13 protein-coding genes are annotated in these 15,855 nt (G+C 61.6%); 6 read left to right on the plus strand and 7 right to left on the minus strand.

Annotated features, from left to right (window positions below; all coding sequences use genetic code 11):
• Positions 1 to 31: 31 nt before the first annotated feature.
• Positions 32 to 1,387, plus strand: coding sequence for a transposase (locus tag E7T06_RS13255; protein WP_136366258.1), 1,356 nt, complete (start codon positions 32 to 34; stop codon positions 1,385 to 1,387).
• Between the two features lie 206 nt (positions 1,388 to 1,593).
• Here E7T06_RS13255 and E7T06_RS13260 read toward each other — a convergent pair whose 3' ends face one another.
• Complete coding sequence (locus E7T06_RS13260) at positions 1,594 to 2,787, minus strand: IS701 family transposase (RefSeq protein WP_136366259.1); 1,194 nt, start codon at positions 2,785 to 2,787, stop codon at positions 1,594 to 1,596.
• Between the two features lie 255 nt (positions 2,788 to 3,042).
• On the opposite strand from E7T06_RS13260, the gene aceA reads away from it, so the two are divergent.
• Together aceA and E7T06_RS13270 are read left to right on the plus strand one after the other, a co-directional pair.
• The gene (gene aceA, locus E7T06_RS13265) at positions 3,043 to 4,368 is read left to right on the plus strand and encodes an isocitrate lyase (RefSeq protein ID WP_136366260.1); all 1,326 of its coding nucleotides are present in this window, start codon (positions 3,043 to 3,045) and stop codon (positions 4,366 to 4,368) included.
• Between the two features lie 160 nt (positions 4,369 to 4,528).
• A complete protein-coding gene (locus tag E7T06_RS13270; RefSeq protein WP_136366261.1) occupies positions 4,529 to 5,158 on the plus strand; it encodes a hypothetical protein in 630 nt (209 codons plus the stop codon).
• A 4-nt stretch (positions 5,159 to 5,162) separates the two neighbouring features.
• On the opposite strand, the gene cdd is transcribed toward E7T06_RS13270, so the two are convergent.
• The 6 genes from cdd to E7T06_RS13300 form a co-directional block, all read right to left on the minus strand.
• Positions 5,163 to 5,639: a cytidine deaminase gene (gene cdd, locus E7T06_RS13275; protein WP_136366262.1), complete on the minus strand. Its 477-nt coding sequence runs from the start codon at positions 5,637 to 5,639 to the stop codon at positions 5,163 to 5,165.
• Positions 5,632 to 6,972, minus strand: coding sequence for a hemolysin family protein (locus E7T06_RS13280; protein WP_136366263.1), 1,341 nt, complete (start codon positions 6,970 to 6,972; stop codon positions 5,632 to 5,634). Before E7T06_RS13280 ends, cdd begins: the two co-directional genes overlap by 8 nt.
• Complete coding sequence (locus E7T06_RS13285; protein ID WP_136366264.1) at positions 6,969 to 7,202, minus strand: hypothetical protein; 234 nt, start codon at positions 7,200 to 7,202, stop codon at positions 6,969 to 6,971. The genes E7T06_RS13280 and E7T06_RS13285 overlap by 4 nt, the downstream gene beginning before the upstream one ends.
• A 183-nt stretch (positions 7,203 to 7,385) precedes the next feature.
• On the minus strand, positions 7,386 to 7,760 hold the full coding sequence (locus E7T06_RS13290; RefSeq protein ID WP_136366265.1) for a diacylglycerol kinase: 375 nt from the start codon (positions 7,758 to 7,760) through the stop codon (positions 7,386 to 7,388).
• A 4-nt stretch (positions 7,761 to 7,764) separates the two neighbouring features.
• On the minus strand, positions 7,765 to 8,232 hold the full coding sequence (ybeY, locus tag E7T06_RS13295) for an rRNA maturation RNase YbeY (RefSeq protein ID WP_168733528.1): 468 nt from the start codon (positions 8,230 to 8,232) through the stop codon (positions 7,765 to 7,767).
• Between the two features lie 365 nt (positions 8,233 to 8,597).
• On the minus strand, positions 8,598 to 9,773 hold the full coding sequence (locus tag E7T06_RS13300; RefSeq protein WP_240741051.1) for a PhoH family protein: 1,176 nt from the start codon (positions 9,771 to 9,773) through the stop codon (positions 8,598 to 8,600).
• 358 nt (positions 9,774 to 10,131) lie between these two features.
• On the opposite strand from E7T06_RS13300, the gene aroE reads away from it, so the two are divergent.
• The 3 genes from aroE to E7T06_RS13315 all read left to right on the plus strand — a co-directional run bounded on the left by aroE (position 10,132) and on the right by E7T06_RS13315 (position 15,819).
• On the plus strand, positions 10,132 to 11,049 hold the full coding sequence (gene aroE, locus E7T06_RS13305; RefSeq protein ID WP_276605571.1) for a shikimate dehydrogenase: 918 nt from the start codon (positions 10,132 to 10,134) through the stop codon (positions 11,047 to 11,049).
• Complete coding sequence (locus E7T06_RS13310) at positions 11,042 to 14,494, plus strand: PAS domain S-box protein (protein WP_240741052.1); 3,453 nt, start codon at positions 11,042 to 11,044, stop codon at positions 14,492 to 14,494. Before aroE ends, E7T06_RS13310 begins: the two co-directional genes overlap by 8 nt.
• Before the next feature lie 107 nt (positions 14,495 to 14,601).
• Positions 14,602 to 15,819, plus strand: coding sequence for a HAMP domain-containing sensor histidine kinase (locus E7T06_RS13315; protein ID WP_168733529.1), 1,218 nt, complete (start codon positions 14,602 to 14,604; stop codon positions 15,817 to 15,819).
• The last annotated feature ends 36 nt before the right edge of the window (positions 15,820 to 15,855 follow it).

Raw genomic sequence — 15,855 nt, forward strand, 5'->3', positions numbered from 1 at the left:
CAGCCTACTGCTCCCTCTGTCAAACTTGAGCATGACACGGCTTCCGAAGTGGTTCACTGCGGTTCTGGAAGGATTCGCTCCGTTATTCTCGGCGCGCATCTGGCCGCAGGTGCAACTCTTGGTGGTCGGGGCGCTACTCTCTCCTGGAAAACGGACAGTGACCGCGGCGTTGCGGGTGCTCGGTTTGGCAGACGATCCGAGGTTCGGGACGTTTCACCGCCTTTTGAATCGGGCGCGCTGGTCCAGTCTCCAAGCCAGTCGCGTGCTGCTCGGTCTACTGCTGATGGCCTTGGTGCCCTCAGGGCCGCTCGTCCTCGGTTTGGACGACACCATAGAACGACGCACTGGAGCCAAGATCAGTGCCAAGGGCATTTACCGGGATCCAGTACGGTCCAGCCACGGGCATTTCGTCAAAGCCAGCGGGCTCCGCTGGCTGAGCTTGATGCTGCTGACCCCCATTCCCTGGGCCCATCGCATCTGGGCGCTGCCATTCCTGACGGCACTGGTGCCGTCACAGCGGTACCACGAAGAACGCGGTCACCGGCACAAGACCTTGACCGACTGGGCTCGGCGGATGCTGCGCTTGGTACAGCGGTGGTGTCCTGGACGGCCACTGATCGTGGTGGCAGACGGCGCGTATGCCAGTATTGCTTGGCTCCATGACCTCCAGCAGGGCCAGCCGATCACGGTCATCACCCGTCTTCGCTTGGATGCAGCTCTCTACGACCCCGCATCAGAACGCGGGGCCGGCCAGATGGGCCGGCCCCGGCTGAAAGGCAACCGCCTCCCAACCCTGGCCTCCCTGCTTCAAGATCCAGAGACGCGCTGGGAGCGCGTCCAGGTGGGCTGCTGGTATGGGGAGAACCGCCGCGAGGTCGAGATCGTTTCTCGAACCGCGGTCTGGTATCACACCGGTCTCCCACCCCTTCCGGTGCGCTGGGCGCTGATCCGTGATCCCAAAGGGAGATGCTCCACTCAAGCGCTGCTGTGTACGGATCTTTTGCAGACCCCCATCCAGATCCTGGAGCACTTTGTGCAGCGTTGGCAGCTTGAAGTCACCGTTGAAGAGGTTCGGGCTCACCTGGGCGTGGAAACGCAGCGGCAATGGACTGACCTCGCCATTGCCAGAACAACCCCAGCGTTGCTGGGGCTGTTCTCTCTCGTCACCCTGATGGCCCACGAACGCTGGAAGAGTCATGACGTCTGGGTTCGTCGAGCCGCTTGGTATGACAAGACCCTGCCGACCTTCGTTGATGCGCTCGCCGAAGTTCGGCGAGCCTTGTGGAAGGTGCCGACTTTTCGCACATCTGCACCAGAACGCGAAATGGTTCAAGTCCCACTTGAGTTCATTGAGCGCCTCACAGATGCGCTCTGCTATGCCGCCTGACACTCCTCAATGGCCAAAGTCGAGCTAATACTACAGTTGCAGTTAGTGGGCGGAGAGCCAGCGTTGTTGACGTTGGCGATGACACCGTTGGGCTCGTGCCTGGTGGCGTCTTCGCCAGCCCGACCATTCCCAGACCCGCCGGGTGAGCTGGTGGTGCGGGAGAACCAAGCGCAACAGACGGCGCACCTCAGGAACCGTCAATGGAATCAACTCAGGGTCGTTGACAGCCCCCCCTTTTTTTCGTGGGCGGTGACCACGGTCAGGAAAGCGTGGGCCAACATGGCGAGCGTGATATGTCGGTACCAGCCCACCCACGAGCGCACTTCATAGTGATCCAACCCCACCTCACCCTTGGCCATCTCAAAGGCCACTTCTATTGCCCAGCGTGATCCAGCGGCCAGCACAACCTCTGACAAGGTCGTGCTGGAGGGTGCGAAGGCCAGGTAATACGCGAGGTCTGTGGGGTCTTTGAGCGAGCGACGGACGAGCACCCAACGCTCGAATCCAGCGGGCAGGATCGGCCCGAGTCCTGCCGACACGGCGGGACCCATCAACTGGGTGACACTGACCCAAGCCCACTCAAAGAGGCGGTCTCCCTTGCTCCCGGAACCGGCACTCCAGGTCTGCCACTGATCCGGCTCAAACTGCTGAGCGACATCGGCCACCTGGGTTTGCTTGGGACCAGACTGGTCCCAAGTCCACACAGAGCAATTCGACGCCACGGCCAAGACATACGGTTGCTGACGCTGTTCGAGGAAGCTACGGACGTTGGACGCCGAATACACCGCATCGCCAGTGACCCAGGCGGCGTGCACGCCGCCTGTAAAAGCCCGCTCAACCATGGCGAGCGCGAGTTGTGGCTTGGTCGCGGCCCCAACAGTCTCAGGAATCTGAGCCGCTGCACACCGGGCAGGATCATCCACCCAGCTTTTGGGCAAAAAGAGCTCGCGGTCGATCAGGGCCGTGCCATGAGGCGTGGCGTAGGCGAGGAAGACCCCAATTTGACAGTTTTCAACTCGCCCAGCAGTGCCGCTGTACTGCCGTTGGACACCAGCGGATTGCGTGCCTTTCTTGAGAAAGCCGGTTTCATCGAGGATCAGCACCGCTTCGGGGGTCTGAAGGTGCTTGAGTACGTACTCGCGGAGGTCGTCACGAACGACCTCCGCATCCCACTGCGCCGTGGACAACAAGCGCTGCACGCCGAAGGGCGTGCGCTCACCGATCTGCTCGGCGATCTGCCAGCCGTTCTTGCGCTCAATCGGGCTGAGGAGGGCTTGCAAGTACGCGAGGGCCCGCTGACGTTGTTCACTGCGGGTGAACCGGGGCGCAATCCGTTGGTGGAGCACGTGGAGGTCAGCCCACCATTGACGAGGTTGAGCCAGAGGCGAAGAGCTCGACATGCTTCAATCTAACGCTCTCAACTGCAACTGTATTACTAAGACCCTTCGACCCTTAGACATCCCTGCTGGTGTACCTGCCGCAGTGGTGTACCTCTCCGCGTCCCAAGTACACCACCCCCCAGCCCCATGTGCCCGCCGCACAATGCACTTATTCAAGACCGGGCCACAGCGCCCCAGCACCACCCAAGTTCCCACCTCTCCGGCAACGCAGAGGCAACCTTTTCACACCCGATTCGACCCACCCGAGGAGCCGCCATGACCCACGACGCACACAGCCCGCGCACGCACGCCGAAATTTTGGACAAGACTTGGAAGACTGAAGGCCGCTGGCAAGGCATCAAGCGCAATTTCAGCGCGGACGACGTGGTTAAGTTGCGCGGCAGCCTGCCCATCGAGTACACGCTTGCCAAGCACGGGGCGCAAAAGCTGTGGCGCTTAATGGCCGAGGAACCCTTTGTGAACGCCCTCGGCGCACTGACCGGGAATCAGGCGATGCAGCAGGTCAAAGCGGGCCTGAAAGCCATCTACCTGAGCGGCTGGCAGGTGGCCGGAGACGCCAACAACGCAGGCCAGATGTACCCTGATCAGAGCTTGTACCCCGCCAGCAGCGTGCCCGACGTGGTCAAGCGCATCAACAACACCCTGCGCCGCGCCGACCAGATTCAGCACAGCGAGGGCAAGGACGATATCGACTATTTCGCGCCCATCGTGGCTGATGCTGAAGCTGGATTTGGTGGTCCTCTGAACGCCTTCGAGCTGATGAAAGCCATGATCGAAGCGGGCGCGGCGGGCGTGCATTTTGAAGACCAACTGGCGAGCGAGAAGAAGTGCGGACACTTGGGCGGCAAAGTTCTGGTGCCCACCAGCCAGTTCATTCGCACCCTCAACGCCGCCCGCCTCGCCGCCGACGTGTCCGGCGTGCCCACTGTCCTGATTGCCCGCACCGACGCCGACGCCGCCAACCTGCTGACCAGCGATATAGACGACAACGACAAGCCGTTTCTGACGGGTGAGCGCACCCCCGAAGGCTTTTTTCACGTCAAGCCCGGTATCGAGCAGGCCATCAGCCGCGCCCTCGCCTACGCCCCTTACGCCGACGTGATCTGGTGCGAAACCAGTGTGCCCAACCTAGAGGACGCCCGTAAGTTTGCCGAGGCCATCCACGCGCAGTTTCCCGGCAAATTGCTGGCCTACAACTGCTCGCCCAGTTTCAACTGGAAAAAGAATCTGGACGACGAAACCATCGCCAAGTACCAAGTCGAGTTGGGCAAGATGGGCTACAAGTTCCAGTTCATCACGCTGGCGGGCTTCCATAGCCTCAATATGAGCATGTTCGATCTGGCCTACGGCTACGCCCGCAACCAGATGAGCGCCTTCGTGGAGTTGCAGGAGCGCGAATTCGCAGCGCAGGCACGCGGATTCACCGCCGTCAAGCATCAGCGTGAAGTGGGGACGGGTTACTTTGACCTCGTGGCAACGGCGGCAGGCGGCGGCCAGAGCAGCACCACTGCACTCGCAGGCAGCACCGAAGCCGAGCAATTCGGTAAGTCGCACAAGGAACTGGCCGCCGCGCACAACTGAGGAAAGCCGTAAGTGGTCAGTGGTCAGGAGTGAGTGGGAAAAGCGTGGTGGCTTAAGCGGTTGGCTATAAGCGAAAAAGGGGAGTGGGGGAGCCTGAAACGGGTTTCTCCCACTCCCTTTAGTTGGATGTTGTACGGCAAGTAACGGGTTACCTTGCAGCATGTTCGCGCTCTTGCTGGCGGCAGTCAGCCCCTACGCTCTCACGTTGGTTCCCAAAGCTCAGATCACGTTCCCCGGCTCGCCCCCTCAAATCATCAGTGGGCCAGCCAACACCGATCAAACTGTCGTGGATTATCCGTGGACTTTAGATCAAATCCTGTACGCACCCAATAGAAGCGCCGCCGCCGTGCGCTTTTGCTGGGATATTGGCAAATATGGGGGCTGTGAAACCAGTGTGGCGCGTCCGGGTCAGCCTGTGCTGAAGCTGGCAAAAGGCGATGTGAGCCAACTTCTGTGGACGGCGGACGGGAAATATCTGATCGGAGCCGGGGCCAACACGCTTCGGCTGTGGAATCTGGTGGGCGGAGTTAGAACGGTAGCCACTCAGCCAGCGGGATCCGTTGTGCAGCGGCTCTGGCTGTCCAAGAGTCGTTTAGGCGAAGCTGACTTGTGTGTATCGGTGGCCGTCAGCACTCCCCTTAATGGTGCCTACGTTGCCGCCATGACGACCATCCGGCACAGCCTGCCAACGCTGAAGGTATTGACCCTGACGACTCTACCAACCGCTTCAAGCCAACAAAAGGCGAAAGAGGCGGAATGCCGCCCCTTCTCGTCCTCTAGCTTGAATTAGTTACTTATTCCGTCCCCACTCCATGCCCGTCATCCCTCTGCTCCAGCCGGAAGCCGTTGGGCAAAAAGTCGCGCACGAGGCCGCTCACGATGTCGCCGTGCGGGTTCACACACACGATTCGGGCGTCGGGGCTGAATTCGTACAGCACTTGGCGGCAGGCTCCGCATGGGCTGGCAGGCGGCGTGGCCTCCGAGTACACCACGATGTCGGTAAAGTCGCGCCCACCCGCCGTTGCCATGGCCTGAATAGAGCTTTGTTCGGCGCAGCGGCCTAAGCCGTAGCTGGCGTTTTCTACGTTTGCGCCCCGGTAGACTTGCCCGCCCAAGGTTCTTAGGGCCGCGCCCACCCGGAATTTGCTGTAGGGCGCGTAGGCTTTGGCAAACGCGGCTTGTGCGCCCGCAAGGAGTTCAGCGTCGGGTGCAATGCCGAGGCGGTCGCTCGACAAATCTGGGGTTCTGGCCGCCGAAATCGCGTCACTCACGTACAGTCTCCTCAAGGGCTTCGGGCAAGGTTTCTTCGCTGGCACGCTCGACCCGTACCCGCACCACGCGGCGTTGGTCGGCCTCTTCTACTGTAAAAGCCCAGCCCTCATGAATAAAACTCTGGCCTACTTCCGGAATATCTCCGAAATGATTGGTCACGAAGCCCGACAAAGTATCATATTCGCCGTCGCCGTCTTCTAGGTTGCTGCCTAAGCGTTCCTCGGCTTCGCCCACAGTCAGGCTGGCGTCCATCAGGTACACGCCTTCCGCAATCACTTCGATCATGGGCAGTTCGTCTTCATCGGTTTCGTCGTAGATTTCACCTACGATTTCTTCTAACGCGTCTTCCAGCGTCACGAGGCCTGATGTCCCGCCGAACTCGTTCACCACGATGCTCAGGTGGCTCTTCTTGTCGCGCATCTTAGCCAGCAAGTCCTTAATTTTCATGCCTTCGGGCACAAAGTACACGGGGCGCATCACATCGGCAATCAGGGTGTCGTCTAGCGCGTCAAGGTGGCGCAGCATGTCGCTGGTATGCACGATGCCCACGATATTGTCGGCCATGTCGTGATACACGGGCACGCGGGAATAGCCGTGTTCGGTGCTGACTTCCAAGAGCCTCCGCAGCGGCGAAGAGCCGTCTACGGCCACCATATCGTTGCGCGGCGTCATGATCTCACGCACGGTGGTATCCGACAGGTCAAACACGTTGTACACGAGTTCTTTCTCGTCTTCCTCCAGCACGCCTTCCTGACTGGAGGCACTCACGATCATGCGGATTTCTTCTTCACTGTGCGCCGTATGATGCCCCACCACACCGCGCAGACCAAACAACCTGACCACGCCGTTACCGAGTGCGTTCAGGCCGCGAATGGCCCATTTGAAGATGAAGGTGAAGACCAAGAGGGGCCGCGTGACCAACAGGGCCACTTGTTCACTGCGTTGCAGCGCCCACGTTTTGGGGGCAAGTTCACCAAAAACGATGTGCAGCACGGTGCTGACTGTGAAGGCCACCCCGAACGAAATCGCCGTAATCTGACCTTCCGACAAAGATCGCCCCTCCAGCAGTGGGCTGATCAAGTGTTCGATGGCAGGCTCGGCCACAAACCCGATGCTCAGAGAAGCCATCGTAATGCCGAGCTGCGTGGCGGCGATATAGAGATCAAGGCTCTTGAGGGCGCGTTGCGTGGCGCGGGCCACCACGTTGCCTTCTTCGACAAGTTGATCAATGCGGGTGCGGCGCACCGACACCAGCGCAAATTCGGCGGCCACAAAAAACCCGTTCAGCAAAACCAAGACGAAAAGGGCAACGATACCTAGGATGTCATTCATGAATGGGCGCGCTCCATGCCGCGCCCCGGCGTTCCGCAAGGCACATGCTGCCCGCTGCTCCGGGTCAGGCCGTCAGGCCAACCGGGTCGCAGCGTCGGACGCCGGAAAAAGTCTTCGGGTGACGGCGAGGTCACAGGGTAGAACTTGAAACTGCTTTGCCACAGCAAAAAACCCGCCCATAGGCGGAGTTCACCGGGCGTAGATTCAGAGCCAGAACTGGGAGGCTCCATAGCAGTCAGCACTATAGCACGGGCCTCAGAAGGTCAGAATTCCGGGGTTGATCCGCTCTTAAGGCGGCGCTTACAAAATTTATCTTGGACAACTTCCATCCAAGAAGGCTTTATCAAGGCTCCCCGCTTTGTGCGGAACAGAGATGGGCTGTGCAACTGGTCTTCGTAGCAACCTATTTTTGCCTACAACAGCCGCCACAGCGCAGGCCCCAGCACTACCAGACCCACCAGCACAGCCCCGCCACTTGCCACCAATACGGCAGCGGCGGCGGCATCTTTGGCTATTTTTGCCAGTGGGTGCACTTCAGGACTGGCTAAATCCACCACTGCTTCCAGCGCTGTATTCACCAACTCTAGCGACAGTACCAGCGTGCAGCACAGCAGGATAGGCGGCAGCGGCGCACGCAGCACCACCGCCAGAGCCAACGCCAGCGCCCCAGCCCACGCTTCAATTCTAAAATTGGCTTGCGAGCGGTAACAATGCCGAACTCCGGCCCAAGCGAAGCCCGCCGAACGCCACCAGCGGCGCAAGTTCAGGGCCGAGCCGTCAGACCGCACGGGGTCAGATGCCGTCTGGCAGGGCGGTGCGGGCCGCGTCCCAAGCGTCGTGGAAGACTTTCCATTCTGGCCCTGATGCGCCTTCCTCAAAGCCCAATCCATCGGCGTGCGGGTGGTCGTGACCCACCAGATGCGCCATGCCGTGACTCGCCAGCAGCGCCACTTCACGGGTCAGCGAATGCCCCCGCGCCCCCGCCTGCCGCGCCGCCGTATCGAGGCTGATGATGATGTCGCCCAGAATCGGCGGAATAAACGGGTCGCCGGGTTCCCACGCGGGAAAACTCAGTACGTCGGTGGGCGCGTCCTCGCCCCAATGCTCCAGCTTCAGCGCCCGAATCGCGCGGTCGCCCACCAGCACCACCGTCACTTCCCGCTCCTGCACCTCAAAATGCGCCATGACCGCTTCCAGTGAGGCCCGCAGCGCCGGACGCAGGCCCGCAGGAGGCTTTTTCTGTACGATCAGGTCGATCACATCGGGGAGCATAGCAAGGTTGGGGCGTGGTGGGCGGTCTGTGGGTGCGGTCTAAGGGTCTAGGGTCGAAGGGTCTAAGGAAGGTCAAACGCAATCACGTTGCTGGTTTGGCCTTGCTCCCTGTGGAACCCATAAGGAAATAAGTGAGTCCTGAACGTATGTTTTTGCCCTCTCCACCTGTGGGAGAGGGGCGCTGCAAAGCAGCGGGGTGAGGGGGCCACCGGGCAACCGTTCCCGCCCCCTACACAAAAGTCGTCTCAGTTTCCAATAGACCTTAAAAAACCCGTCCTGCACACCCAAAAAAGGCGCTGGGAGTTTATCGCCAACGCCTTCTGATTTGATGACTCTAGTACGTACTCGCTTGCTCAGTCGTCTGCGCCTACCGGATCGGTGTCCACTTCCGGAATGCTGGCAAATTCGCCCCGGCGGGCGGCCCGCTTGTCCTGCTCGGCGTTCTCGGCAGCTTCGTAGGCCTTGATGATCCGGCCCACCAACGGGTGACGCACCACGTCTACATCGGTAAATTCGTGCCACTCGATGCCTTCGATGTTGCTCAGCACGCGCTTGGCAACAGCCAACCCGCTGGAAATATGGCGCGGCAAGTCGATCTGGGTCACGTCGCCCGTCACCACCACCTTGCTGCTGAAGCCCATGCGGGTCAAGAACATCTTCATCTGCTCGCCCGTCGTGTTCTGCGCTTCGTCTAGGATGACGAAAGCATCATTCAAAGTCCTACCACGCATGAATGCCAGCGGTGCAATTTCAATCACGCCGCTTGTCAGGTAGGACTCGAACTTGTCCTGATCCAGCATGTCCTGAAGGGCGTCGTACAGGGGGCGCAGGTAAGGATCGATTTTGGCCTGCAAGTCTCCGGGCAAAAAGCCCAGCTTTTCTCCGGCTTCTACTGCCGGACGGGTCAGGATAATGCGCTTGACTCTCTTGTTGCGGAGGGCCTGAACGGCCATCGCCACCGCAAGGTAAGTTTTGCCCGTCCCGGCAGGGCCGATGCCAAAGGCGATATCGCTCTTTTCGACCTTTTCCAGATACACCTTTTGCCCCGGCGTTTTGGGCCGGATGCCGCGTGGCAGGCTCATGCCGTTCACCTGCGTTTCGGCGGCGAGGCTGCGGCCTTCGCCACTCAGGCGGGCCGAGCGCAGCAGGCTGTCGGGCGTCAGTTCTCCGCCGCCGCGTATCACGTCCAGCGCGTCTTTGACCATGCGTTCGGCGGCCACCACGTCGGCTTCTTCCCCCGTAATGGTGATGGTTTCGCCGCGTGCGATCAGGCGGGCGCGGGTCAGTTCGCGCATGCGGCGCAGGTTCACGTCGCCTGTGCCCAGCAGCGCAAATGCCTGACGCTGGTTGGTCAGTGTGATGGTGGCCGTCACCGGATTGCTGGGGGCCGGGGTGGTAGGCGTGCTTCCACCTTGTTGTATACCGTCTTGTGCGCCCGCAGTCTGGTTCTGAGCATCGGTTATCTGAGCATTGCTCGACTGTGTTTCAGGCGTCTGTTCGGGCATCTGGCCTTGCTTTTTGTCTGTCAAGAGATTGGCTCCAAGCACGCCGCACAGGCGCAGTCTCTCCCCGACTTGGCCGGGTGAGAGGAGAGGGGTGGGTTCGTCATTCGGATGCCCTATTGTCGGGCGAAGCAGCGGGCGGGTGCGTGTCCCGCCGCACATTCTGCGACGTTTCTGGGCAGAGGGTCAGCGAATGCTGAAGGTCAGTCGTCGGCTGGGGGGTCTGAGAAAGGAGAGCATAGATGCAGGGTAAAAGACAGGCGGCGAGCTTGCCAGACGCAATTGGCTTAGCTGCGGCATACGCTGGCTTAGACTCGGTGCGTCTGCCCGCTGCCTGACCTCCCCGCCTAACCCTACTGGCGCGGGCCGGGATACACTTGAAAGCGTGAGTTTCACTGGCGTCTATCCGGACGGGGCGCAGGCCGCACTCCGCGCCTTTTTGTATGCAGATCCCGCCGCCCATTCCTTGTCTCCGGCCATGCACCGCGCCGCTTTTGCTTGGGCAGGCTTGGCGGGCGAGTATCAGGCTGTACGTGTGCCCCCCGCCGACTTGGGCGCAGCCATTGCCGAACTGAGGCAACCCGGCATTCTGGGCGCGAATCTGAGCTTGCCGCACAAGGAAGCTGCCTTGCCGTATTTAGATAGCCTGACTGACGCGGCGCGTGCCATTGGCGCAGTGAATACCATCATTTCGGAAGAAGGCAAGCTGCTGGGCGACAACACTGACGCACCCGGACTGTTCTCAGCTTTATCGGACTTGGGGGCGGGAAGCACTGGTTCTAACGAATCTGATCTGCCTGTCGTGGTCTTGGGTGCAGGCGGCGCAGCCAGAGCAGCGGTCTATACGGCTCTAATTTTGATGGAGCGTGACGTGTACATCTATAACCGCACGCACCAAAAAGCTATTCAACTTGCCGCGAACTGGACTGTTCCAGATGCCGACTTTCAGGTATTAGCAGGTCATTTAGAAAACATTCCGTGGACGCGTGTAGGCCTAATCGTTAACGCTTCCAGCGCTGGCCTGAATGCGCCGCACGAATCCCCTTTACCAGATTTCGATTTCTCCCCGTTGCTCAAATCAGCCCTGATCTACGACATGGTCTACAAACCCGCCGAAACCCGGCTGATGCGCGACGCCCGCGCTGCTGGCCTGCGGGCCGAAAACGGCTTGGGCATGCTGGCCCACCAAGCGCGGTTGGCTTTTTTGGCATGGACAGGCGTAGACGTTCCGGTGCGGGTATTTTTAGACGCGCTGCACGCCGCCCAAGCGCCCGCCTCTCCGGACAGAGCCAGCCATGTCTAGGAGTTCCCAACCGCTGTCGGTGAAGGACACGCTGATCGAGCAGCCGAATCAAAGTATGTTGGCCCGCACTTCGCGCATGATTCCGTTGGCCGTACTGCTGCTGGTGCTGCTGCTGACGGTGGCAACGGCGTCTACCATCGCCCGCTTTGTGCGCGACCAACAAGATGCCCGTTTCGAGCGAGAGGCGACGGCCCATACCTTTGCCCTGAAAAACCGGATCGGCGATTACGAGAACCTGTTGCGGGCCACCCGCGCCTACTGGATGAGCAATCAGGACATGGTGCTGCCGTCTGTGTTCGACGATTTCGTGACTCGCCTTGACCTGACGCGGCGCTATCCGGGCGTGACGGCGGTGGGTTTTGCGGCGTGGGTGCCTGCCGCCGACACCGCCGAACTGGAGCGGGGTATTCGGGCCGGGGCAGGCTCCGAATTCCGGGTGACGCCGCGCACCTCCACGCAGGCCATGCGTGCGCCCGTAGTCACGCTGTCGCCCCTGAACGACGCCACCCGCGCCGCGTGGGGATTTGACCTGTACAGCGAACCGGATCGCCGCGCCGCGCTTGATTTGGCCCGCCTGAACAACACTGTGCAGGCCACTGGACGCGTGGATTTGCAGCGCACGCCGGGCGGCCCTCTCAACCTCGGATTCCTGCTGATCTTGCCTGTGTGGGACGCCATGCAGACCACCGGCAACGAACCGATTCAGGATGGGGGCGGCGGCACGCGCACGCTGATGGGGTTCATCTATCTGGTGGCCCGCGCCGATGAATTTTTGGTTCGGCTGGACGATGGTGGCACACCCAACGGCCTCAGTATCAACACCATGCTGGCTGGGCAACGGCTGGAAACGCGCCCCCTGCCTGCCGCCCTGTCGTTCCGCGCCGATACTAAATTGACTTTGGCGGGGCAGCCGTGGACGCTCAATTACGGTGCGCCGATGGGCTTTGGGCGCGACTTGGCAGCCAACTTGCCCTTGCTGACGCTCTTGGCCGGACTTGTGGTGGCCGGGCTGGCCTTCCGGCTCACCTCCGTGCAGGTGCAGTCCCGCGAGAGTACCGAGCGCATCAATCGCCGCCTGACGCTGGTGCAGGCCCGCCAAGAGCGTGACCGGGCCGAGTTCGAGGCGATTTTTCAGGCCATGCAAGACGCCGCCGCCTTTACCGACGACACCGGGCGCGTCAGGCTGGTAAACCGCGCCCTGACCGAACAATTCGGGCTAGACGGCGCGGCTTTGATTGGCGAACCGCTGGCCCGCCTCCACCTTGACCGCCGCTTAGAGGGGCGCACCACCTTTCAGGCCATTACCACGCCGTATCGCCGCGCCGATGGCAGCGTCTTTTCGGGCGAGGCCCAGCGCAGCGAAGTCCGCGACGGGCGGGGCGAGCAGTTGGGCCTGCTGGAAGTGATCCGCGACGTGACCGATCGGGTGCAGGCCGAACGCGCCGTGCAAGCCGGAGAGCGGCGCTACCGGGGCGTGCTGGACGCCATTCCGCATATTCTGTGGGCCAGCAGTCCGGCGGGCGACGTGACCTACGTGAACGCGCAACATCACGAGCGCCTGAGCGAAAGCAGCTTGCGCGAGGCGGTGCTGCCTGCCGACCTCCTGATCTACGACAACATGTGGCACAGCGCCTACGAGATTCGTGACCGCGCCCAGTGCGAGGTGCGGGTGCATGTGGGCGACTCTTACCGCTGGTTCGTGGTGCGGGTGGCCCCGATACTGGATGAAGGCGGCAGCGTGGCCGAGTGGGTGGCGAGCGCCACCGATATTCATGACCGCCTAGAGGCCGAGCGGCTGGCGCAGCGCAGCGAGGAACGCTACCGGGGCGTGCTGGAGGGCATGCCGCAAATCGTGTGGCTCACCGATCCGGCGGGCCTGCCCACCTATTTCAACCGCCGCTGGGATGAATACGTGGGCGAAGAACGGGCCACGTCCGGCCTGCTGACCCTGCTGCACCCCGATGACCGGGGCGAATATCAGCAGCGCTGGGCAGCGGCGGTACAGGCCACCCATCCCTTCGAGGCCGAACACCGCTTGCTGGGCAATGACGGCTGGTACAGAACCTTCGTGACTCGCGGCCTGCCGGTGCGCGACGCGGAGGGCCAAGTGATCGAGTGGGTGGGCACCAGCACCGACGTAGACGACAGCGTGTACGCCGAAACCGCCTCGCGCCTGATCGCCGACGTGTCCGAGCAACTGAGCGCCCGCGCCGAAGACCCGCTGGCTGCCCGCGCCGGGCATTACCACGCGGCGCTGGAACTGCTGACCGGGCGGTTGGCCGAAAGTGCCGCCCTCTGGAGTGCCCCGCCCGAACTGGCTGTGTTGGCGACCTCGCGCACGGGCACCACTTGGAATGCGCCCCACATGCAGGCCGCAGCAATGGCGGCGGTGCGGCGGGTGGCCGAAACGGAAGAGCCGCTGATTATCCCGTCTCATCCTCTGCTGCACGCCGTAAACGCAACGGGCGTGCTGCTGTTTCCGCTGATGGGCCGCGACGGAACTCTGCGCGGCGTGCTGGGCCTGACCTACCGCCAAGCCCTCACAGACCGAGATCAGGAGTTGGCACAGGAACTCGCCAAACGCTTTGCCACCGCCCTCGACAACGACGCCCTGCGCGTGCGGGCCATCAGCGCCCAGCAGGATTTGCAACTTCTTAACCAATCGTTAGAAGAACGAGTTCACCGCCGCACGCTGGAGTTGGAGGACGCCAACCGTGAACTGGAAGCCTTCAGCTACTCGGTCAGCCACGACCTGAGAACTCCGCTGCGCCACATCGTCGGCTTTGGCGACCTGCTGAAGAAAGACGCCGGAGACGGGCTGGGGCCAAAAAGCCAGCGATATCTGGCCGTCATGTCCGACGCGGCCAGCCGCATGAGCCGCCTGATCGACGACCTGCTGGAGTTTTCGCGGATGGGCCGCCAAGAGTTGCGGAGTGGGCCGGTTCCGCTGGGGCCGCTGTTGGAAACCGTGTGGAATACGCTGGAGCCAGACCGTCAGGGCCGCACAATTGCGCTCAGCGTTGGCCCGATGCCCACCGTGCCCGGAGACGCCGCGCTGCTCTCTCAGGTCTTTGTGAACTTGCTGTCCAACGCCATCAAGTACACCCGCCACCAACCCGACGCCCAGATTCACGTCAGCGCGGAGTGGCCGCATCCGACGATCTCTGTGGAGTCTGGCCGGGTCAATCTTCAAAAGGCCACCCAGAATCACGCCATCATTACGGTTCAGGACAACGGTGTGGGGTTTGATGGACGCTACGCCGACAAGTTGTTCGGGGTCTTTCAACGCCTGCACCGCGCCGAAGAATTTGAAGGCACGGGCATCGGCCTCGCCAACGTGCGCCGGGTGGTCATGCGGCACGGCGGCAGCGTGCAGGCCGAGTCTGTGCCGGGGCAGGGGGCCACCTTCCGGGTGGTGTTGCCCCTCCAGTCGCCGCAGCCCTGATTTGCCCATCTGATCGCCCACCCCTGATCTTTCCGGTTGTTTTCCACATCGCCCGAACTTCTGAACCTTTAAGCTGTATCCCCACCCATGCCCAGCCCGGAGACCCGATGACCCTGCCCATTCCCGCCCTACGCGCCATGCCCGCTCGCGGCGACATCCTGCACATTTTGCACCTCGAGGACAGCGAACTCGACCATGAACTCGTGGCGATGAACCTGGCCGACGATCTGCCGTGGACGGTGCGCTTGGAGCGCGTAGAAGACGAAGCGTCGTTTATTTACGCCCTAGAAACCGACCCGCCGCATTTGGTTCTCAGTGACTTTGCCTTGCCCGGTTACGACGGCCTCAGCGCCTTTCATGCCGTTCATGCCCGCGATCCGCTGCTGCCTTTTATTATCGTGACCGGCGCAATGGGCGAAGAAATTGCCGTGGATACCCTGCGTCAAGGCGTCACCGATTACATCCTGAAACAGCGGCTAGAGCGCCTTGTTCCTAGTGTGCGCCGTGCCATTGCCGAGGCCGAGGCCCGCGATTCCCGCGCCCGTGCCGAGCAAGCGGTGCATGAACTGAACCAGTCGTTGCAGGCCCGGTTGCTGGAAGTAGAGCGCCTGCGGAACACCGCCGAACGCCAAAGCCAGCGCCTAGAAGTGCAGGCCCGGCAACTGGAAGAGGCGCTGAACCTTCAAAAGACTTTTTTGGCCGAAACCAGCCACGAACTCCGCACGCCGCTGACCGCCCTTTTGGGCTACCTGCGCCGCGCCGAACGTGAGGCAGGCGGCAGCCAAGTGCTGCAAGACGCCCAGCGCGTGGCCGAAAATATGACCCGGTTGGTCAACGACCTCCTTCAACTGTCTCGCGGCGAATTGGTGCAGAACATAGAGATGCACTTTATGAATCTGGGAACGCTGCTGCGGCAAGTAGGCCGAGACTTTAGTGTGAAGGCCGAGGTGCCTGACGTGGAAATCGTGGGTGATCCGGGCCGCCTGACCCAAGTCTTCGTGAATCTGGTCAGCAATGCCGTGCGCGTGTCTGGGTCAGCCAATCTGGTGAGCCTGAATGTCGTTCCGCGTGCCGGAGAAATCGAGATTCGCGTCGTCGACAAAGGCCCCGGCGTGCCTGATGCCATCAAACCGCGCATTTTCGACAAGTTTTACCGGGGCAAAGAGGCCGGTTCGGCGGGGCTGGGCCTCACCATCGCGCAGCAAGTGGTCACGTCGCATGGCGGCACCATAGACGTGCTGGATACCCCCGGTGGCGGCGCGACCTTCCGCGTGCGCCTCCCCATGCCCGATGAAGACAATGGGGAAGACGACGGGTACGCCTGAATGTCTTGGTTTTGATAAATGATTTTGCCCCACGCC

The organism is Deinococcus sp. Arct2-2, assembly GCF_004801315.1.
Classification (GTDB): Bacteria; Deinococcota; Deinococci; order Deinococcales; family Deinococcaceae; genus Deinococcus.